The sequence below is a fragment of the Enterobacter sp. PL_is379 genome (genome assembly GCF_055817355.1).
In genome coordinates, this window is record NZ_JBVPGT010000026.1 from 1 (window position 1) to 18,615 (window position 18,615).

Below are 18,615 nucleotides of genomic sequence, written 5' to 3' on the forward strand. Positions count from 1 at the left end.
ATCAAATTAAGTAGTAAGCCGGTGCATAAATCCGGTGGTTACAAGCAGTCTTCGGTGGAGCGGTAGTTCAGTCGGTTAGAATACCTGCCTGTCACGCAGGGGGTCGCGGGTTCGAGTCCCGTCCGTTCCGCCACTTATTAAAAGCCCTGAGCTAACGCTCAGGGCTTTTTTCTTATCTGACGTTTAATTATTGCGAAATTAGCAAAAATCCTCTGCGTTTTGCGATCTTTTTCTCTATAACACCGCCAGCGATAATCGTCCTCAGTTTACGAACATAACGATTGAGGAATATTATGACTCTCCCTGCATTTGGTCTTGGCACTTTCCGCCTGAAAGACGACGTTGTTATCGCATCAGTTAAAACCGCACTCGAACTGGGCTATCGCGCAGTTGATACGGCACAGATCTATGAAAACGAAGCTGCCGTTGGACAAGCTCTCGAAGAGAGCGGTGTACCGCGTAATGAGCTGTTCATTACCACGAAAATCTGGATTGAGAATCTCAGCAAAGACAAGCTTATCCCTAGCCTGAAAGAGAGCCTGAAAAAACTGCGTACTGACTACGTCGATCTGACGCTGATCCACTGGCCATCACCAAACGATGCCGTCTCCGTAGAAGAATTCATGCAGGCGCTGCTGGAAGCGAAAAAGCAGGGCTTAACCCGCGAAATTGGGATCTCCAACTTCACCATTCCGCTGATGGAAAAAGCCATTGCTGCTGTTGGTGCAGAAAATATTGCGACCAACCAGATTGAACTGTCTCCATACCTGCAAAACCGCAAAGTCGTGGACTGGGCAAAACAGCACGGGATCCACATCACCTCATACATGACGCTGGCCTATGGTAAGGCGCTGAAAGATGAAGTGATTACGCGTATCGCTGAGAAACATAACGCGACTGCTGCGCAGGTGATTCTGGCATGGGCAATGGGGGAAGGTTATGCCGTGATCCCATCATCAACTAAGCGTGAAAACCTGGCCAGCAACCTGTTAGCAACAAATCTTCATCTGGATGCTGACGATAAAAAAGCGATCGAAGCCCTGGAGTGCAACGATCGCCTGGTCAGCCCGGAAGGCTTAGCCCCTCACTGGGATTAAGTTTTACCCACCCTCTGTAACCTGAACCTTCACACAGCTCCTCCGGGAGCTGTTTTTATATGTTCACTCAGGAAGTCAATAAAGGCCCGTATGCGCGTGCTCACCGCTCTGTCACTGTAATAGACCGCACTAAAAGGCATCTCGACCGGCAGACGCTTATCGGCCATTAACTCCACAAGTTCACCGCGCGCAATTTCTTTATCAATCATGTAATCCGATAAACAGGCGATGCCATTCCCGGTAAGGCACAGCTGCTTCAGCGTTTCCCCGCTGTTTGAGGATAATCCGCAGGTAATTTCATGAAGTTGACCATCATGACAGGCGACAGGCCAGGTGTTCAGCGACACCGGCTCCGTAAAGCCCAGGCACAGATGCTGCTTCAGTTCTTCAACCGTCTCCGGTTTACCATGTTCAGCAATATACTCTGGTGATGCGATAATTTTGCGGTAGCTGGCAAACAGAGGGCGGGCACGCAAGCTTGAATCGGTCAGGGTTCCTGCCCGGATAGCCACATCCACTTTACGCTCGATGAGGTTGATAAACGTCTCTGAGGAGACCAGCGAGAGCGTCATCTCCGGATAACGTTCGCGGAAAGGTTTAATCAGCGGCATCAGAAAGTGAAGCACCACCGGCGTGGCCGCATCAATGCGCAGTAACCCACGCGGCGTGCTGCGGGTCTCCATAATCTCCGTCTCCGCTGCAGCCATCTCCTGCAGTACCGACTGCACGCGGCGAAAATAACGCTCTCCTTCTTCCGTCAGGCTCAGTTGACGCGTCGTTCGGTTGAGCAGACTCACCCCAAGCTTCATCTCCAGCTTTTTTACCGAGCGGCTAATGGCTGAGTTAGCCTGTCCCAGCTGTTCGGCCGCGCGGCTAAAGCTGCCGCTTTCGACGACGGCGACAAAGATTGTCAGCTCTTCTGACGTTGCTTTCATTGTTGCACCACCTGCAAAATTCTATTGATATTTTGACCATTTTTGTTATTTAAGCACTGGCGCATACTGCCTGTCATCTTAATCCTGATGATACGGAGTATTTTATGCCACTGGCGCTTCTTGCCCTGACGATCAGTGCCTTTGCAATTGGCACGACCGAATTTGTTATCGTGGGGCTGGTTCCCACTATTGCTAACCAGCTTGCGATCTCGTTGCCCTCCGCCGGGCTGCTGGTGTCCATCTACGCCCTGGGCGTCGCCGTCGGTGCGCCCGTGCTGACGGCCCTGACCGGACGTTTTCCGCGTAAGCAGCTGTTAGTCGCGCTGATGGTGCTGTTCACCGCCGGCAACGTGTTGGCCTGGCAGGCACCGGACTACACCACGCTGGTCATCGCTCGTCTGTTGACCGGCCTTGCACACGGGGTGTTCTTCTCGATTGGTTCTACTATTGCAACCAGCCTGGTACCCAAGGAGAAAGCGGCGTCTGCCATTGCGATCATGTTCGGTGGGCTGACCGTCGCTCTTGTTACGGGCGTACCGCTGGGCACGTTTATCGGACAGCACTTCGGCTGGCGTGAAACGTTCCTGGCCGTCTCCTTACTGGGCGTCATTGCCCTGGTGACCAGCCTGCTGCTGGTACCGTCGAATATTCCTGGCCGGGCCAGCGCCAGCCTGCGCGATCAGCTGAAGGTGCTCACGCATCCGCGTTTGCTGATCATCTACGCGGTCACGGCGCTGGGCTATGGCGGCGTATTCACCGCCTTCACCTTCCTTGCACCGATGATGCAGGACCTGGCAGGCTTCTCCCCCAATGCCGTGAGCTGGATTTTGCTGGGATATGGTATCTCCGTTGCGATTGGCAATATCTGGGGCGGCAAGCTTGCGGATAAGCATGGTGCGGTACCGGCGCTGAAATTCATCTTCGCCGCCCTGGTTGTTCTGCTGATGATTTTCCAGTTCACGGCTTCGCTACACTACGCCGCGCTGGTCACGGTGCTGGTCATGGGGATCTTTGCCTTTGGTAATGTGCCTGGTCTTCAGGTTTACGTTGTCCAGAAAGCCGAGCTCTATACGCCAAATGCGGTGGATGTGGCATCGGGTCTGAACATTGCCGCATTTAATATCGGCATCGCGCTGGGCTCCATCATTGGCGGACAAACCGTAGCGCATGTTGGATTAACCCAGACCCCGTGGATTGGTGCGGTGATTGTCCTGGTCGCCTTCCTGTTGATTGGCCAGAGTGGACGTCTTGATAAACCCGCTCGTGTCGCGCTGGGATAAAATCAGTAAGTGCTTGCTTACAAAACTGGAAAGCGGTTTCTCAGAAATTGCGTTGAAAGTATGACCTAAAGTCCCTATAACATTAGAACCAGTCCGTTTTCCGGGCTGGTTCATGTTACAGAGGCTGTTTCCAAAAGTGCGAAAAAATACCTATGCCATGCGTTATGTTGCCGGAATGCCCGCGGAGAGGATCTTGCCTCCGGGGTCATTTGCGAGCATAAGCCAGGCATTACCCGCCGGCACTCCGTTAAGCAGCGATGAAAAAATCCGTGTACTGGTGTGGAATATCTTTAAGCAGCAGCGTGCAGAGTGGTTATCGGTCCTCAAGAATTTTGGCAAAGATGCCCATCTGGTTCTGCTCCAGGAGGCGCAAACCACCCCTGAGCTGGTCCGGTTTGCCACCACGAACTATCTTGCCGCCGACCAGGTGCCTGCATTTGTTCTGCCACAACACCCCTCAGGCGTGATGACGCTTTCAGCAGCACATCCCGTCTATTGCTGTCCTCTGCGCGAACGTGAACCTATTCTGCGTCTGGCAAAATCGGCGCTGGTGACGGTCTATCTGCTGCCGGATACCCGTATGTTGATGGTCGTGAATATCCACGCGGTAAACTTCAGCCTGGGCGTGGATGTCTACAGTAAGCAGTTACTTCCCATTGGCGATCAGATAGCGCATCACAGCGGACCCATTATTATGGCAGGCGATTTCAATGCCTGGAGCCGTCCACGCATGAATGCGCTGTATCGCTTTGCGCGCGAAATGTCGCTGCGTGAAGTTCGTTTTAGCGATGACCAGCGCAAAAAAGCCTTTGGTCGTCCTCTCGACTTTGTCTTCTATCGTGGTTTGAGCGTGCATGACGCCTCTGTTCTGGTGACGCGCGCCTCGGATCATAACCCTCTACTAGTCGAATTCAGTCCCGGCAAACCTGATAAATAATGGTGTGTCAGGTCTGCCGTGGGGCAGGCCTGCGCGGGTGCTGCCCTTTATTTTTCACTCACAAAGGACAGTACGATGACAACAACACACTCCCAACATGACAACGTAGAAAAACAGTTTGGTTCTCAGGCAAGTGCCTATCTGAGCAGCGCCGTACATGCTTCTGGCCGCGATCTGGTGCGTCTCGGTGAACGTCTGGCGGCATTCCCGCAGGCCCACGTGCTGGATTTAGGCTGCGGGGCAGGGCATGCCAGCTTTACGGCTGCACAGCATGTCGCGCACGTTACCGCGTATGACTTATCCAGCCAGATGCTGGACGTCGTTGCCGAGGCGGCGAAAGCGAAGGGGCTGGACAACATTGATACGCGCCAGGGCTATGCCGAATCCTTACCTTTCGATGATGCGTCGTTTGAGGTGGTTATCAGCCGTTACTCCGCGCACCACTGGCATGATGTCGGCCAGGCATTACGCGAAGTCAAACGTGTTCTGAAGCCGGGCGGCATCTTCATTATTATGGATGTGATGTCCCCTGGACATCCGGTGCGCAATATCTGGCTGCAGACGGTCGAAGCGCTGCGCGATACCTCGCACGTGCAAAACTACGCCGGCGGAGAGTGGTTGTCATTCATCACTGAAGCGGGACTGATCGCGCGTGCGTTGATTACAGACCGCTTACCGCTTGAGTTCAGCTCGTGGATCGCGCGTATGCGCACCCCGGAAGCATTAAGCCAGGCAATCAGGCTGTATCAGGAGAGTGCGTCCGCAGAGGTAAAGGCATACTTTGAACTGCAGGACGATGGCTCGTTTACCAGCGATACCATCATGGCTGAAGCGCAAAAAGCGGGATAAACAAAAAAGGCACCGAGGGGAATCGGTGCCTTTTTATCTTTCGATCGTGCTATCAGGAGTCTGGCGTCGCGCTGTTCTTCACAAACAGCGTCAGCTGGTCGCCAGGTTTCAGATTGTCAGTATCATTGTTCCAGCGCATCACATCCTTGATGTTCACGCCGTGTCGTTTTGCGATACTGGACAGTGAATCGCCCTTGCGCACGCGATAGGTAATGCTATCGCTGTTGCTGGCGAGACGCTGTGCGCTGCTACCTGCACCTACCGTCAGAGTCTGACCCACTTTCAGGCCTGAACTGCGCAGGTTATTCCACTGCTGCAGATCTTTCGCATTCACGCCAAGACGTGACGCAATGCCCGAAAGCGTATCACCTGAACGAACCTTATAACTGCGGCTGTTAACTGATGAGACATCCGCGATCAGCGTTGACTGAACGGCGGCGATTTCACCCGAAGCTAAAGACTCACGTAACTGCTCAGCATGTTTCTGCGGAACCATTACATACTGCGGGCCACTTGCCCCCAGGGTTGAGCCTTTAACGCCAGCATTAAAGGTTTTCAATTTACTTACCGACATACCCGTCATATCAGCAACCTGTTGAATATCAACCGGATTGCTGAGGCGAACACGCGCCAGTGCACGACTTTCGTCTGGTGTTGGCAGTTGTACACCGTAACGCTTGCTGTTCTTGAGAATATCGCTCAATGCCAGCATTTTCGGTACGTAAATCTTTGTTTCCTGTGGCAGTGAGAGCGACCAAAAATCGGTGGATTTACCCCGTGCTTTATTCGCTTTCATTGCCTTCAGTACACGACCTTCGCCGCTATTGTACGCTGCGACCGTTAACAGCCAGTCACCGTCAAACATCTTGTTCAGACGTTGCATCATGTCGAGAGCGGCTGTCGTTGAAGCGACAACATCGCGACGCGCATCATAGTTGCGGGTCTGTTTCAGACCATAGTTTCGCCCGGTGCTCGGAATGATCTGCCAAATGCCTGCGGCATTGGCGCCAGACGTCGCGTGTGGGTCAAAAGCGCTCTCCACTATGGGTAGGAGTACCAGCTCCATAGGCATGTTACGTTTCTTAACTTGCCCGGCTATCCAGTACATATACGGCTCTGCCCGTAACGTTACATCGTGGAGATAGCTCTTATTACTTAAATACTTCTGTTTCTGTTCGCGAATCCGGGTATTTTCCGGAATTCCCATCTTTAGCTCGTCGCCAATAGAGGTCCACAAGTCTTGATCCTGCGCGAAAGATGTTCCATCGTCCATCCAGCGCGCCGAACTTGCAAACTTCCCTGCTTCCCCTTGACCAGCTGCAGAAAGGCTCTGTGCGTGCTGTTGTACGTTGCTGCCGTTCTGCGACTGGCAACCTACAAGCAGGACAGAGGCGAGTAATATCGCTTTTGCCTTCATGTGTGTGTCAATAGTTGCTTAAAAGACGAGCGATAATAACGGCGAAATTTTGAAAAGGCAACCCGCAATTATCTGAAGTTATCTTTCTTTGACCTTAACCATGCAAATCGCTGTTCTGGTTGTTGCAAATTTGTTTCTTGGTTAATTTTATTAATTAAATCAATATCATCTGTTCGTAAAAATAAATTAATTTGGCGCTCGTTTTTCAGAATTACGGGTAGTGTTTTTTGGTCTTTTGCACGTAACTCCTTCACTTTGTGATAATAATCCTGAATCGCCCGATCCTCGGGTAAGAGGCTCACGGCAAACTTCATATTTCCTAATGTATACTCATGGGCGCAACAAATAATGGTGTCATCGGGTAACGCATTAATCTTCTGTAAAGACTGGTGCATTTGAGCTGGTGTACCTTCAAACAGTCTTCCGCAGCCTCCGGAGAACAACGTGTCGCCGCAAAAAAGATAAGGTTTACTGTAGAAACACAGATGTCCCAAAGTGTGACCTGGTGTAGCAAATACGGAAAACTCCCACTCGCGTATGAGGATAGTTTCGCCTTCTTCGACTACTTGCGTGACGCCCTTATCTTGTGCCTCCGCCGGTCCGTAAACCACCAGATGCGGAAAATGAGCGCGCAGTTCAGGCACGCCGCCAGTATGATCGTGATGGTGATGCGTCAACAGAATGGCTTCCGGCTGCCAGCCGTTCTCTTTTATTGCGCGCAGAACGGGGGAGGATTCTCCGGGATCGACAATGACGCATCGGCGATCGTCGTCAACCAAAACCCAGATGTAATTGTCCTCAAAGGCTGGAATACTGATAAGATTCATACATTACCTCTTATAGCGTGGCGGGTGTTTTGATGAAACCGGCAAGGATACCTCAGACTGTCGCAGCACCGGAACGTTGGGCGGAATTGCCCTGGGGTGAATACTATCGCGAAGCGTTAGAACAACAGCTGAAGCCCTGGCTTGCGAAGATGTATGGCTTTCACCTGCTTAAGATTGGCAATCTCAGCGCGGAAATCAATACCGAAAGCTGCGCTATCTCGCATCAGGTCAACGTCTCTCTCGGCGGAGCGCCGGTTCAGGTGAAGGCAGACCCGTTGCATCTGCCGTTTGCAGAGAAATCCGTTGATGCCTGTTTGCTCGCCCACACGCTGCCCTGGTGCAGCGATCCGCATCGTCTGCTTCGCGAAGCCGATCGTGTGCTGATTGATGACGGCTGGCTGGTACTGAGCGGATTTAATCCGCTAAGCCTGATGGGCCTGCGTAAGCTGGTACCGGTACTACGCCGGGCCCCACCTTACAACAGCCGGATGTTCACCATGATGCGCCAGCTCGACTGGCTTTCGCTGCTGAACTTTGAAGTGCTCTGCTACGGTGGTTTTCAGGTGCTGCCCTGGGCGCGGCAGGGGGGCGTTGTACTGAGTACCCACCTCCCCGCGTTGGGCTGTTTGCAGTTTATCGTCGCGCGTAAGCGAACCATTCCCCTTACGCTTAACCCCATGAAGCAGAGCAAGTCGAAAACGCCCATCCGCCAGACCGTCGGTGCCACGCGGCAGTACAAAAAAACCGATTAAACGTCGGGCTGATAGCCCGCATCTTCATGAGCGGGATTGGATGCCGCAGCACGCGCCAGTTCGTCGCAGCGTTCGTTTTCCGGGTGGCCTGCGTGGCCTTTAACCCACTCCCACTTAATCTGGTGCTGGCCCAGCGCAGCATCAAGACGTTTCCAGAGATCGACGTTCTTGACCGGTTTCTTATCGGCGGTTTTCCAGCCGCGTTTTTTCCAGTTATGGATCCACTGGGTAATCCCCTGGCGCACGTACTGACTGTCGGTGCTTAACACCACGTCACAATGTTCTTTTAACGCCTCCAGCGCCACGATGGCCGCCATCAACTCCATCCGGTTGTTGGTGGTCAGAAAATAGCCTTCGCTAAAAGTTTTTTCGTGCTGGCGATAGCGCATAATCGCGCCGTAACCGCCGGGTCCTGGGTTACCGAGACAAGATCCATCGGTGAAAATTTCTACCTGTTTACGCATCTCTGGTAGACTTCCTGTATTCGAAACGTTCAGTAAAACGATAAGTCTGACATAAATGACCGCTATGAGCACTGCAATTACTCGCCAGATTGTCCTCGATACCGAAACCACCGGTATGAACCAGATCGGCGCGCACTACGAAGGGCATAAGATCATCGAGATCGGCGCCGTTGAAGTGGTGAACCGTCGTCTTACGGGGAACAACTTCCACGTCTACCTCAAACCCGATCGGCTGGTGGATCCGGAAGCGTTCGGCGTTCACGGGATTGCCGATGAGTTCTTGCTGGATAAGCCGACGTTTGCTGATGTCGCTGACGAGTTCCTGGAATATATCAAGGGTGCCGAGCTTGTCATCCATAACGCCTCGTTCGATATCGGCTTTATGGATTATGAATTCAGCAAGCTTAATCGTGATATCCCGAAGACGAATACCTTCTGTAAGGTGACGGACAGCCTGGCGCTGGCAAGGAAGATGTTTCCCGGCAAGCGTAACAGCCTGGATGCGCTCTGCTCGCGCTACGAGATAGACAATACCAAACGAACGCTCCACGGGGCGTTGCTCGATGCCCAGATCCTGGCGGATGTCTATCTGACGATGACCGGCGGGCAGACCTCAATGAAGTTCAGTATGGAAAATGAATCCCAGCAGACGCAAGGCGAAGCGGGCATTCAGCGTGTTGTCCGTCAGGCAAGCCGGTTGCGGGTTGTTTTAGCCAGTGATGAAGAGCTTCATAACCACGAATCCCGGCTTGATCTGGTCCAGAAGAAGGGCGGTAGCTGTATGTGGCGCGCCTGAAAAAACGCCGGAATGCCTGTAAAATCATCGTTTGGGCGATTTTTGCAGCAAACGATTCAAAACGCGAGAAAAAGCGTTGACGAGATCGGAGGCGCACCGTAATATGCGCCTCGTTCCCCAAACGGGAACAGTGGAGCGGTAGTTCAGTCGGTTAGAATACCTGCCTGTCACGCAGGGGGTCGCGGGTTCGAGTCCCGTCCGTTCCGCCACTATTCAGAAGGCCTGAATCAGAAATGATTCAGGCCTTCGTCGTTTCAGCATTCTGTAATCTCATCCCCTCAACTATCGTTAACAAAAAGTTAATATATATGGTGCAATTAATTAACAATTGCACAAATATAGTGCGTTATCTGCACTGGTATTGTGCATTTAACCACCGAACCTCTCTTCAGACCTCAGTCAGAATGTGTCTTTCTGTAAAAATAATTCACGCAGAATCATTTGGTTATCTTCCGCTTTCCAAAAAAACACCGAACCAATTGCATATTGGTTTGGTTATTGCTTAATCATTAGCACGATAAGCTTCATTCCATATCAATAACTTATCGTTAATAAAAATAAAATTATGATGAAAGCGAGCGAACCAATATGGAAAAACCGTCACGGTTTCTGGCCAATTCCAGCACCGCGCTTGAGCAGCTGCGCGGGCTAATCAACCAGCATGAGTCAACACCAGGCATACCGCTGCCCACGGAACGTGAGCTGTCGGACACTCTCGGCGTAGGGCGACGTGAAGTGCGTCGTGCGCTGGACGTGCTGGAAGAAGAGGGGCGCATCTGGCGTAAGCAGGGCAAAGGGACCTTTATTGGTCCGGCGGCACCTGTTGAACCGCTGGCCCTTCAGGGATTGGTTCAGCAGACCAACCTTCTGGAAGTGATGGAAGCTCGTCTACAGCTCGAACCCGGCTTAGCCCGGCTTGCGGCACTGCGTGCCACCAGGGAAAACCTCGCGCTCATGCAGCGCATGCTGGAACGCATCGATAAGGTCAGCCCGGATGACCGCGATCTCAACGAACTGTGGGATAGCGCCTTTCACCGGGCGATTGCCGAGGCGGCGGGCAACCGTCTGATGCTCGGCCTGTTTGATGCGATTGATGCCGTGCGGCGTGAACCGGGCTGGCAGCATCTTCGCGAGCTGGCACGCACCCCCGAACGTGTCGACAGCTATAACGACCACCACCACAAGATCATGGCTGCGATTATCCATCGCCAGCCTAATGAAGCCGCGGCCGCCATGCGCGAACACCTGCTCAGCCTGCAAGCCGCCCTGATTCAGGCGATCCACCTCGAGGACGACTTCACGCCATGACGACAATACCCTTTAAGGACGCCACGCCCGTATTGCGAGTGCAAAACCTCAACGTTACGTTTGCTGGCTCGCCGGTTAGCGTGCTTGATGGTATTTCTCTGACCGTTAGGGCAGGCGAAACGCTCGCGCTGGTGGGGGAGTCCGGCTGCGGGAAAAGTATCACCTCACTGGCGCTGATGGGGTTACTGCCCCCCAGCGCGCGGATCGTCAGCGGGGAGATGCAGTTTCGCCGCCACGACCTGCTAAAGCTCTCACCGCGGGAATATGCCGATCTGCGCGGCAGCGAGCTGGCGATGATTTTTCAGGAGCCGATGACCTCGCTCAATCCGGCGTTTACGCTGGGCGATCAGCTTAGCGAAGCGGTTATACGACACCAGAACGTCTCGCGCGCAGAGGCGATGAAGGTCGCGCTGCAGATCCTCGAGAAGGTGCAGATCCCGGCGGCTGAGATGCGCCTGAAAGCGTATCCCCACCAGCTTTCCGGCGGCATGCGCCAGCGCGTGATGATTGCGATGGCGCTGATTAACCGTCCCAAACTGCTGATTGCTGACGAGCCCACCACCGCGCTCGACGTCACCATCCAGGCGCAAATCCTTGCCTTGCTCAACGCCTTAAAAGAGGAAACCGGCACGGCGGTGCTGATGATCACCCACGATTTAGGCGTGGTGGCAGAAGTAGCCCAGCAGGTCGCCGTGATGTATGCCGGGCAGGTGGTGGAGCAGGGGAGCGTGGAGGCTATTTTTGCCGATCCGCAGCACCCGTACACCATCGGCCTGATGGGCTCGATCCCCTCGCTGGGCGCACGTAAGGGCCAGCTCTCCACCATTCCCGGCGCGGTCCCGCTCCCGGAATCCATGCCGAAGGGCTGCCGTTTCGCGACGCGCTGCCCGTTTGCGCAGACGCGCTGCCACGCTGAAAAACCGCAGCTCACCACGCTCGGCGCGGGCCATCAGGTCGCCTGCTTCCGCGTGCCGCTCGAACAGCACATTGCCCTGGGAGAAATAGCATGACCACGCCCATTCTTGAAGCCCGTGACCTCAGCAAGCTTTTCCCCGGCCCGAAAAAACTCTTTACTCCGGCACGGTTTGTCACGGCGGTCGATCGCGTTTCGCTTGCCGTGATGCCGGGCGAAACGCTGGCGATCGTCGGCGAGTCCGGTTCCGGAAAATCCACGCTTGGCCGTCTGCTGCTGCGCCTGCTGGCCGCCAGCGAAGGGCGCGTGTTTTACCAGGGGGAAGAGATCACGCATGCCTCGGGGGCGCGCCTCAATCAGCTCCGGCGCGAGCTGCAGATCATCTTTCAGGATCCCTTCGCCTCGCTCAACCCGCGCATGACGGTGGAGCAGATCGTCGGCGAGCCGCTGTGGCTGCATCAGAACATGAAAAAAGCGGATCGCCAGTACCGCGTTGCCGAGTTGCTCAAGACTGTAGGCCTGCCCGCCGCCTGGGCCGGCCGATATCCGCACGAGTTTTCCGGCGGGCAGCGCCAGCGTATCGGCATTGCGCGCGCGCTGGCCTCGGGACCGAAGCTGCTGCTGGGTGATGAGCCGGTATCCGCGCTGGACGTCTCCGTTCAGGCGCAGGTGGTCAACCTGCTGGAAAGCCTGAAGCACCAGCTGGGGCTGACGATGGTGATTGTCGCCCACGGCCTGGCGGTGATCCGCCATATGAGCGACCGCGTGGCGGTCATGTATCTTGGGCAAATCGTCGAGCTTGCCACCGTGGATGAGATTTTTGACGCGCCGCTGCATCCCTATACCCAGGCGCTGATCGCCTCGGCGCCGCAGATGCAGCCGGGCATTGAGCGAGATGCGCCGCTGCTGCAGGGGGATCTGCCCAACCCAGCCAGCCCGCCGTCCGGCTGTCGTTTCCACACCCGCTGCCCGTACGTCACCGACGAATGCCGTCAGGTCGAGCCGATCAATCAGGTGCTCGACGGCGGGCGTCAGGTTGCCTGCCACCGCTGGCAGGAGATCAACCGCGATCGCAGCGTTATCCAGATTGCACCGCCATCCGCCGCTTTTCTGCGCCGCCGCGCGCTGTTTGAACACGCGGCCACTCACTCGTCCCTTCCTTCAAGGAACTCATGATAATGACAATGCGTAATTCTCTTTTGACCGTACTGGGAAGTGTTATGTTGCTTGGCGCGGCGCTGCCCGCCCATTCTGAAAGCGTGCTGCGAATCGGTCTGGGCGCTGACCCGGACATGCTCGACCCGCATCTGGCGCGCACCTACTATGGCCGCTTCGTGTTTGCCTCCCTGTGCGACAGGCTGGTGGACGTGGATGAAAATCTGAAGGTTGTTCCCGGTCTGGCTAAAGACTGGGCGTGGAGTGAGGACGGTAAAACCCTGACGCTCAATCTGCGCGAAGGCGTCACCTTCCACGACGGAGAGAAATTCGATGCCGCCGCGGCAAAATATAACCTCGACCGCGCCCTGACCCTGAAAGGCTCCCTGCGTAAAAGCGAGATCTCCTCCGTTGAATCGGTCGAGGTCACCGGCCCAATGCAGATTGCGCTGCACCTGAAGACCCCCGATGCCGCGCTGCTGATGCAGCTCACCGACCGCGCGGGCGCGATGATGGCCCCCGAGGCGGCGAAAAAGCCTGACTTTGCCGCCCATCCGGTCTGCTCCGGCCCGTATAAATTCGACAGCCGCGTGTCCCAGGACCGTATTGTTCTGACCCGCTTCGACAACTACTGGAATAAAGACGCCTACCACTTCGACAAAATTATCTATCTGCCGATCCCGGATGCCTCCGTGCGTCTCGCGAACCTGCGCGCGGGCGATCTCGACCTGACCGAAGGCATCGCCGCCAGCGATGTGAAAACCGTCGAGGCTGACAGTAAGCTGGCGCTGGCGAAGGTAACGGGCCTGGGCTATCAGGGCATCACCTTTAACATCAACAACGGCAAGGTGCCAGCTAACGATCCGTTTAAGGATGCCCGCGTGCGCGAGGCCTTCTCGCAGGCTATCGACCGCGATGCGTTAAACCAGGTGGTCTTTGAAGGGCTCTACACCCCGGCCAACCAGGCGTTTTCACCGGTCAGCCCGTATCACGTCAACCTGCCGGTGCCGCCGCGTGACGTCGACAGAGCCAAAGCGCTGCTGAAAGCCGCCGGTGTGACCACGCCGCTGACCGTCAACCTGCTGGTGCCGAACAACCCTACCTCGCAGCAGGTGGGACAGGTGCTGCAGGCGATGGTGGCCGAGGCGGGCTTCACCCTGAACCTGCAGATGACCGAATTCGCCACGCTGCTGGATCGCCAGCAGAGCGGTGACTATCAGCTGAGCTTCTCCGGCTGGTCGGGACGCCCGGATCCGGACGGCAGCATCTACGGCTTTATCAACAGCAAAGGCACCCTTAACGACGGCCGCTACAGCAACGCGCAGGTTGACGAATGGCTGACCCAGGCACGCCAGAACACCGACCAGGCCGCGCGCCAGCCGCTGTACGACAAGGTGGTGAAGCAGCTGCAAACCGACATGCCTATTGCCTACCTCTACTTCGAGCCGCGCATTTTCGGCCTGAACAAAAGCGTGCAGGGCTTTAAGCCTTACCCGGACGGCATCGTGCGTCTGGCGGGTTTGACGCTGGCGAAATAACCGTCCTGAGGAGAGCCCATGCTGGAACTGATTTGCAAACGTCTGCTGCTGGCCGTCCCGACGCTACTGCTGGTGAGCATGATGGTGTTCGGGCTGCAAAAGCTGCTGCCCGGCGACCCGCTGATCGCCATGGCCGGCGAGGAGCGCGATCCGGCGGTCATCGCTCAGCTGCGTGCGGAGCTGAACCTCGATGCGCCGATCCCCGTGCAGTATTTCCACTGGCTGACGCGGGCGCTGCAGGGGGATCTGGGCGTCTCCTTACGCACGCACGAGCCGGTGACGCAGCTGATCGCCAGCAAGCTGCCGGTCACGCTGGAGCTGTCGCTGCTGGCGATGATTATCGCGCTGGTGTTTGGCATCAGCATGGGGATCCTCGCGGCTGTGAACAAAAACAGCTGGGTCGATCACGGGGCGAACTTCGTGGCGATCTCGGGGATCTCGATCCCGCACTTCTGGCTGGGGATCCTGCTGATTCTGGTTTTTTCGGTGAACCTGCAGTGGCTACCCGCCTCCGGCTACGTGCCGTTCAGTGAAGATCCGATCCAGAACCTGCGTACGCTGCTGCTGCCCGCGTCCGTTCTCGGAACGGGCCTCGCGGCAACGCTGATGCGCCATACCCGCGCCTCGATGATTGCCGTGCTGAAAGCGGATTACATCCGCACCGCGCGCGCTAAGGGGCTGCTGCCGAAGGCGGTGATCTTAAAGCACGCGTTTCGCAACGCGCTGGTGCCGGTGATTACCCTCACCACGCTGCTGTTTGGCGAGCTGCTGGGCGGCGCGGTGCTGACCGAGCAGGTTTTCACCATTCCGGGCTTCGGCAAGATGATCGTCGACTCGGTATTCAACCGTGACTACGCGGTGGTGCAGGGTGTGGTGCTGATCGTGGCAATCGGCTTCCTGATGCTCAACCTGCTGGCCGACGTGCTCTACGTCCTTATCAACCCGAAAATGCGAGGTTAACCATGGCGGAACTGACGACGCAAACCGTTACGCCCGCGCTGCCGCGCGCGCAGAACCGGGTACTGAAGAAATTCCTCGGCAATAAAAGCGCGGTCATTGGCGCGGTGGCGGTGGGGTTCTTTGTGCTGGTGGCGCTGCTGGCGCCGTGGATCGCCCCGTTCGATCCGGTGAAAGCCAACTTCCTGGCGGTGCGCAAAGCGCCGTCGGCGATGTACTGGTTCGGCACCGACGAGCTGGGGCGCGACATCTTATCCCGCATTATCTGGGGGGCTCGCACCTCGCTGATGGCGGGCTGTATGTCGGTGGTGATTGCGGTGGTTATCGGCGTGCCGCTGGGGCTGGTGGCGGGCTACTTCCAGAAGATGTGGGACGGCGTGATCTCGCGCTTTATCGAGGCGCTGCTGGCCTGTCCGTTCCTGATCATGGCGATCGCGCTGGGGGCATTTTTGGGCCCAAGCTTGACCAACGCGATGATCGCCATCGGCCTTTCGGCGATGCCGATCTTCGCCCGCCTGACGCGCGGCCAGGTAATCGCCATTCGCAACGAAGAGTATATCGACGGCGCGCGGGCGATTGGCCTGCCGGATCGCTGGATCATCATTAAATACGTCCTGCCCAACGTGATGTCGCCGATCCTGGTGCAGGCCACGCTGGCCATTGCCTCGGCGATTATCGCTGAAGCCAGCCTGTCGTTTTTGGGGCTGGGGCAGCAGCCGCCCAATCCGTCCTGGGGGTCCATGCTTAACACCGCGAAAGGGTTTCTTGAGCAGGCCCCGTGGATGTCCATTTTCCCCGGCGTGGCGATTTTTCTTGCCGTGCAGGGCTTTAATTTACTCGGCGACGGGCTGCGCGATGCGCTCGATCCGCGCCATGACTAAGGAGTCATGATGACCAAAGCGCTTGATTTTACGTCCGGTTACGATTCACGCCGCCCGCCGATGCTGGGCCATAACGCCGTTGCGACGTCTCAGCCGCTGGCGGCGCAGGCGGGCATGAAGATGCTGCAGCTGGGCGGGAATGCCGTGGATGCGGCCATTGCCACCGCGATGGCGCTGACGGTAGTCGAGCCGACCGGCAACGGGATCGGCAGCGATGCCTTTGCCATCGTCTGGGACGGCGAAAAGCTGCACGGTCTGAACGCGTCCGGTCGTTCGCCAGCCAGCTGGCATGCAGATCTGTTTGCCGGTAAAACAGCGGTGCCAGAAATCGGCTGGGACGCGGTGACCGTGCCGGGGGCGGTATCCGGCTGGGTCGCGCTGGCGGAACGCTTCGGCACGCTGCCGCTGACCACCCTGGCGCAGCCTGCCATTGACTATGCGCGCAACGGTTTCCCGGTCTCGCCGCTGATTGGGCATCTCTGGCAGCGCGGTTATAGCAAGCTGAAAGATCAGCCGGGCTTCAGCGCCTGCTTCGCGCCGGAAGGCCGCGCCCCGCGCGTGGGGGAGATCTTCCGCAACCCGGCGCAGGCGAACTCGCTGGAGCTGATCGCCCGCACCAACGGCGAAGCCTTTTACCGCGGCGAGCTGGCGCAGAAAATTGCCGCTTTCGCCAAAGAACATGGCGCGCACCTGACGGCTGAAGATCTGGCCAACCACCGCGTGGACTGGGTCGAGCTGCTGTCGCGCGACTTCGCGGGCGGTTCGGTGCAGGAGCTGCCGCCTAACGGTCAGGGGATCGCCACGCTGATTGCGCTCGGCATTCTTGAGCAGTGCGGCATTGAGAAGCATCATCCGGATTCCGTGCAGTCTCTGCATCTCTCCATCGAGGCGATGAAGCTGGCGTTGGCGGATCTCGACCGCTATGTGGCGGACGAAGAGCACATGGCGTTCGCGGCGAAAGAGCTGCTGAGCGACCATTACCTGAAGTCGCGCGCGGCGCTGATCAACCACGACAGCGCATCTGATTTTGTCTACGGTTCCCCGACGCAGAGCGGCACGGTCTACATCAGCACCGCGGATGCCAGCGGGATGATGGTCTCGTTTATTCAGTCCAACTATATGGGCTTCGGTTCAGGCATCGTGGTGCCGGATACCGGGATCAGCCTGCAAAACCGGGGCTGCGGGTTTGTGCTGGATCCTAATCACCCGAACGCGCTGGCGGGCAGCAAGCGTCCGTTCCACACCATCATTCCGGGCTTTGCGATGGACGGCAACGGCCAGCCGCTGATGTCCTTCGGCGTGATGGGCGGCCCGATGCAGGCGCAGGGGCACATGCAGATGGCGCTGCGCATCATGCTGCACGGGCAAAACCCGCAGGCGGCAATCGACGCCCCGCGCTGGCGCGTGGTGCAGGGCAGGGAGGTGATCGTTGAATCGACGTTCGATCGCAACACGATTGCCGCCCTGCGCGCGCGCGGGCATCAGATCGTGGTGGAAGATCCGCTTCAGGACTACAACTTCGGCGGTGCGCAGGTGATTTACCGCCTGCCGGAAGGGCACTACGTGGCCGCGACGGAAAGCCGCAAGGATGGGCAGGCGCTGGTGAGTTAATGTTTTATCCTCCCTCTCCCTTTGGGAGAGGGGCGGGGTGAGGGGAAAATTTCAGCCGATGCTAAACGGATCCGCATCCTGCCACGCCGGAAACTTCTCCCGGTACTCTTTCAGCGCCGTTAACGACAGCTCCGCATCAATGCGCGTCGCCTGGTGCGGCTCGGCGGTGGCGATGATCTCGCCCTGCGGATTCACCACCCGACTGTCGCCGCGATAGTGATGTCCGTTGCCGTCCGTTCCCACGCGGTTACAGCCCACCACGTACGCCTGGTTCTCAATCGCGCGCGCCACCAGCAGCGACTGCCAGTGCAGGGAGCGCGGTGCAGGCCAGTTGGCGACATACAGCGCCAGGTCGTAATCGTTGCGGTTACGCGACCACACCGGGAAACGCAGGTCGTAGCAAACCAGCGGCAGAATACGCCAGCCTCGCCACTCGAACACCACGCGCTCGTGACCTGCTTCATAGTGATGATGCTCATCCGCCATGCGGAACAGGTGGCGTTTATCGTAAAAATGCACTTTCCCTTCCGGCTCCACCAGCAGGAAGCGGTTCACCGGCCCGCGTTCGGTTTGCAGGGCGGCACTACCCGCGATCAGCGCGTTGGTCTGCTGAGCTTTGGCATGCATCCAGGCGACCACCTCATCCTGCGGCATTGACTGTTGTGCCGCTTCCATGGCGAAGCCGGTGGTGAACATTTCCGGCAGGACAATCACATCACGCCCGGTAATGTCTTCCAGTTGACGATCAAAGTGGCGCAGGTTGGCGGGGCCATCCATCCACACTAAAGGTTGCTGCAAAATAGAAATCTTCAGACCAGGCACAATTCAGACTCCTCAAACGACCACTTTTTGACACTGTAGCACGACATAACGAGAAAATGTGGCAATAAAAAACCCC

18 protein-coding genes and 2 tRNA genes are annotated in these 18,615 nt (G+C 56.8%); 15 read left to right on the top strand and 5 right to left on the bottom strand.

Annotation, left to right across the window (positions count from 1 at the left end; genetic code table 11):
• The first annotated feature begins 56 nt into the window (after positions 1–56).
• Positions 57–133 (top strand) — tRNA-Asp (locus AC0TOY_RS07920).
• Positions 134–293: 160 nt separating this feature from the next.
• On the top strand, positions 294–1,097 hold the full coding sequence (dkgB, locus tag AC0TOY_RS07925) for a 2,5-didehydrogluconate reductase DkgB (RefSeq protein ID WP_473721691.1): 804 nt from the start codon (positions 294–296) through the stop codon (positions 1,095–1,097).
• Positions 1,098–1,126: 29 nt separating this feature from the next.
• Here dkgB and yafC read toward each other — a convergent pair whose 3' ends face one another.
• Complete coding sequence (gene yafC / locus AC0TOY_RS07930; protein WP_032646938.1) at positions 1,127–2,032, bottom strand: DNA-binding transcriptional regulator YafC; 906 nt, start codon at positions 2,030–2,032, stop codon at positions 1,127–1,129.
• A 104-nt stretch (positions 2,033–2,136) separates the two neighbouring features.
• On the opposite strand from yafC, the gene AC0TOY_RS07935 reads away from it, so the two are divergent.
• The 3 genes from AC0TOY_RS07935 to AC0TOY_RS07945 all read left to right on the top strand — a co-directional run bounded on the left by AC0TOY_RS07935 (position 2,137) and on the right by AC0TOY_RS07945 (position 5,098).
• Complete coding sequence (locus AC0TOY_RS07935) at positions 2,137–3,312, top strand: MFS transporter (protein WP_473721692.1); 1,176 nt, start codon at positions 2,137–2,139, stop codon at positions 3,310–3,312.
• A gap of 136 nt (positions 3,313–3,448) precedes the next feature.
• Positions 3,449–4,249: an endonuclease/exonuclease/phosphatase family protein gene (locus AC0TOY_RS07940; protein ID WP_473721693.1), complete on the top strand. Its 801-nt coding sequence runs from the start codon at positions 3,449–3,451 to the stop codon at positions 4,247–4,249.
• A gap of 75 nt (positions 4,250–4,324) precedes the next feature.
• Positions 4,325–5,098, top strand: coding sequence for a class I SAM-dependent methyltransferase (locus AC0TOY_RS07945; RefSeq protein ID WP_420277808.1), 774 nt, complete (start codon positions 4,325–4,327; stop codon positions 5,096–5,098).
• 52 nt (positions 5,099–5,150) lie between these two features.
• Here AC0TOY_RS07945 and mltD read toward each other — a convergent pair whose 3' ends face one another.
• A complete protein-coding gene (gene mltD, locus AC0TOY_RS07950; protein WP_032645479.1) occupies positions 5,151–6,515 on the bottom strand; it encodes a murein transglycosylase D in 1,365 nt (454 codons plus the stop codon).
• A 68-nt stretch (positions 6,516–6,583) separates the two neighbouring features.
• The gene (gloB, locus tag AC0TOY_RS07955; RefSeq protein ID WP_267214414.1) at positions 6,584–7,342 is read right to left on the bottom strand and encodes a hydroxyacylglutathione hydrolase; all 759 of its coding nucleotides are present in this window, start codon (positions 7,340–7,342) and stop codon (positions 6,584–6,586) included.
• Between the two features lie 32 nt (positions 7,343–7,374).
• Between gloB and AC0TOY_RS07960 the strand changes: the two genes are divergently transcribed.
• Positions 7,375–8,094 (top strand): class I SAM-dependent methyltransferase, encoded by a 720-nt coding sequence (locus tag AC0TOY_RS07960; protein WP_024909452.1) that lies wholly within the window; start codon positions 7,375–7,377, stop codon positions 8,092–8,094.
• Here AC0TOY_RS07960 and rnhA read toward each other — a convergent pair.
• Complete coding sequence (gene rnhA / locus AC0TOY_RS07965) at positions 8,091–8,669, bottom strand: ribonuclease HI (protein WP_175557791.1); 579 nt, start codon at positions 8,667–8,669, stop codon at positions 8,091–8,093. The genes AC0TOY_RS07960 and rnhA overlap by 4 nt on opposite strands.
• Between rnhA and dnaQ the strand changes: the two genes are divergently transcribed.
• The 9 genes from dnaQ (at position 8,623) to AC0TOY_RS08010 (ending at position 17,717) form a co-directional block, all read left to right on the top strand.
• Entirely contained in the window at positions 8,623–9,354 is a 732-nt protein-coding gene (dnaQ, locus tag AC0TOY_RS07970; RefSeq protein WP_055726119.1) for a DNA polymerase III subunit epsilon, read from the top strand. The two genes, rnhA and dnaQ, sit on opposite strands and share 47 nt — an antisense overlap.
• A gap of 132 nt (positions 9,355–9,486) precedes the next feature.
• A tRNA-Asp gene (locus AC0TOY_RS07975) sits at positions 9,487–9,563 on the top strand.
• A gap of 379 nt (positions 9,564–9,942) precedes the next feature.
• Positions 9,943–10,662 carry a FadR/GntR family transcriptional regulator gene (locus AC0TOY_RS07980; RefSeq protein ID WP_473721694.1) on the top strand — a complete coding sequence of 240 codons (720 nt, stop codon included), beginning with the start codon at positions 9,943–9,945 and terminating at the stop codon, positions 10,660–10,662.
• On the top strand, positions 10,659–11,672 hold the full coding sequence (locus AC0TOY_RS07985; protein ID WP_290094492.1) for an ABC transporter ATP-binding protein: 1,014 nt from the start codon (positions 10,659–10,661) through the stop codon (positions 11,670–11,672). Before AC0TOY_RS07980 ends, AC0TOY_RS07985 begins: the two co-directional genes overlap by 4 nt.
• On the top strand, positions 11,669–12,751 hold the full coding sequence (locus AC0TOY_RS07990; RefSeq protein WP_032646950.1) for an ABC transporter ATP-binding protein: 1,083 nt from the start codon (positions 11,669–11,671) through the stop codon (positions 12,749–12,751). Before AC0TOY_RS07985 ends, AC0TOY_RS07990 begins: the two co-directional genes overlap by 4 nt.
• Before the next feature lie 2 nt (positions 12,752–12,753).
• Entirely contained in the window at positions 12,754–14,268 is a 1,515-nt protein-coding gene (locus AC0TOY_RS07995) for an ABC transporter substrate-binding protein (protein ID WP_075201592.1), read from the top strand.
• An 18-nt stretch (positions 14,269–14,286) separates the two neighbouring features.
• Positions 14,287–15,228, top strand: coding sequence for an ABC transporter permease (locus tag AC0TOY_RS08000; protein WP_015571382.1), 942 nt, complete (start codon positions 14,287–14,289; stop codon positions 15,226–15,228).
• A 2-nt stretch (positions 15,229–15,230) separates the two neighbouring features.
• Positions 15,231–16,106 (top strand): ABC transporter permease, encoded by an 876-nt coding sequence (locus AC0TOY_RS08005; protein ID WP_048990101.1) that lies wholly within the window; start codon positions 15,231–15,233, stop codon positions 16,104–16,106.
• A gap of 9 nt (positions 16,107–16,115) precedes the next feature.
• A complete protein-coding gene (locus tag AC0TOY_RS08010) occupies positions 16,116–17,717 on the top strand; it encodes a gamma-glutamyltransferase family protein (RefSeq protein WP_032646956.1) in 1,602 nt (533 codons plus the stop codon).
• A 51-nt stretch (positions 17,718–17,768) separates the two neighbouring features.
• Here AC0TOY_RS08010 and AC0TOY_RS08015 read toward each other — a convergent pair whose 3' ends face one another.
• Positions 17,769–18,539, bottom strand: a complete 771-nt coding sequence (locus tag AC0TOY_RS08015) for an amidohydrolase (protein WP_407820550.1) — start codon at positions 18,537–18,539, stop codon at positions 17,769–17,771.
• Positions 18,540–18,615: the final 76 nt, after the last annotated feature.

What these genes read in the sequence shown, in the direction of transcription:
- dkgB (WP_473721691.1), top strand. Translation starts at nt 294, where the DNA reads ATGACTCTCCCTGCATTTGGTCTTGGCACTTTCCGCCTGAAAGACGAC.
- yafC (WP_032646938.1), bottom strand. Translation starts at nt 2,032, where the DNA reads ATGAAAGCAACGTCAGAAGAGCTGACAATCTTTGTCGCCGTCGTCGAA.
- AC0TOY_RS07935 (WP_473721692.1), top strand. Translation starts at nt 2,137, where the DNA reads ATGCCACTGGCGCTTCTTGCCCTGACGATCAGTGCCTTTGCAATTGGC.
- AC0TOY_RS07945 (WP_420277808.1), top strand. Translation starts at nt 4,325, where the DNA reads ATGACAACAACACACTCCCAACATGACAACGTAGAAAAACAGTTTGGT.
- mltD (WP_032645479.1), bottom strand. Translation starts at nt 6,515, where the DNA reads ATGAAGGCAAAAGCGATATTACTCGCCTCTGTCCTGCTTGTAGGTTGC.
- gloB (WP_267214414.1), bottom strand. Translation starts at nt 7,342, where the DNA reads ATGAATCTTATCAGTATTCCAGCCTTTGAGGACAATTACATCTGGGTT.
- AC0TOY_RS07960 (WP_024909452.1), top strand. Translation starts at nt 7,375, where the DNA reads ATGAAACCGGCAAGGATACCTCAGACTGTCGCAGCACCGGAACGTTGG.
- dnaQ (WP_055726119.1), top strand. Translation starts at nt 8,623, where the DNA reads ATGAGCACTGCAATTACTCGCCAGATTGTCCTCGATACCGAAACCACC.
- AC0TOY_RS07980 (WP_473721694.1), top strand. Translation starts at nt 9,943, where the DNA reads ATGGAAAAACCGTCACGGTTTCTGGCCAATTCCAGCACCGCGCTTGAG.
- AC0TOY_RS07985 (WP_290094492.1), top strand. Translation starts at nt 10,659, where the DNA reads ATGACGACAATACCCTTTAAGGACGCCACGCCCGTATTGCGAGTGCAA.
- AC0TOY_RS07990 (WP_032646950.1), top strand. Translation starts at nt 11,669, where the DNA reads ATGACCACGCCCATTCTTGAAGCCCGTGACCTCAGCAAGCTTTTCCCC.
- AC0TOY_RS07995 (WP_075201592.1), top strand. Translation starts at nt 12,754, where the DNA reads ATGACAATGCGTAATTCTCTTTTGACCGTACTGGGAAGTGTTATGTTG.
- AC0TOY_RS08000 (WP_015571382.1), top strand. Translation starts at nt 14,287, where the DNA reads ATGCTGGAACTGATTTGCAAACGTCTGCTGCTGGCCGTCCCGACGCTA.
- AC0TOY_RS08005 (WP_048990101.1), top strand. Translation starts at nt 15,231, where the DNA reads ATGGCGGAACTGACGACGCAAACCGTTACGCCCGCGCTGCCGCGCGCG.
- AC0TOY_RS08010 (WP_032646956.1), top strand. Translation starts at nt 16,116, where the DNA reads ATGACCAAAGCGCTTGATTTTACGTCCGGTTACGATTCACGCCGCCCG.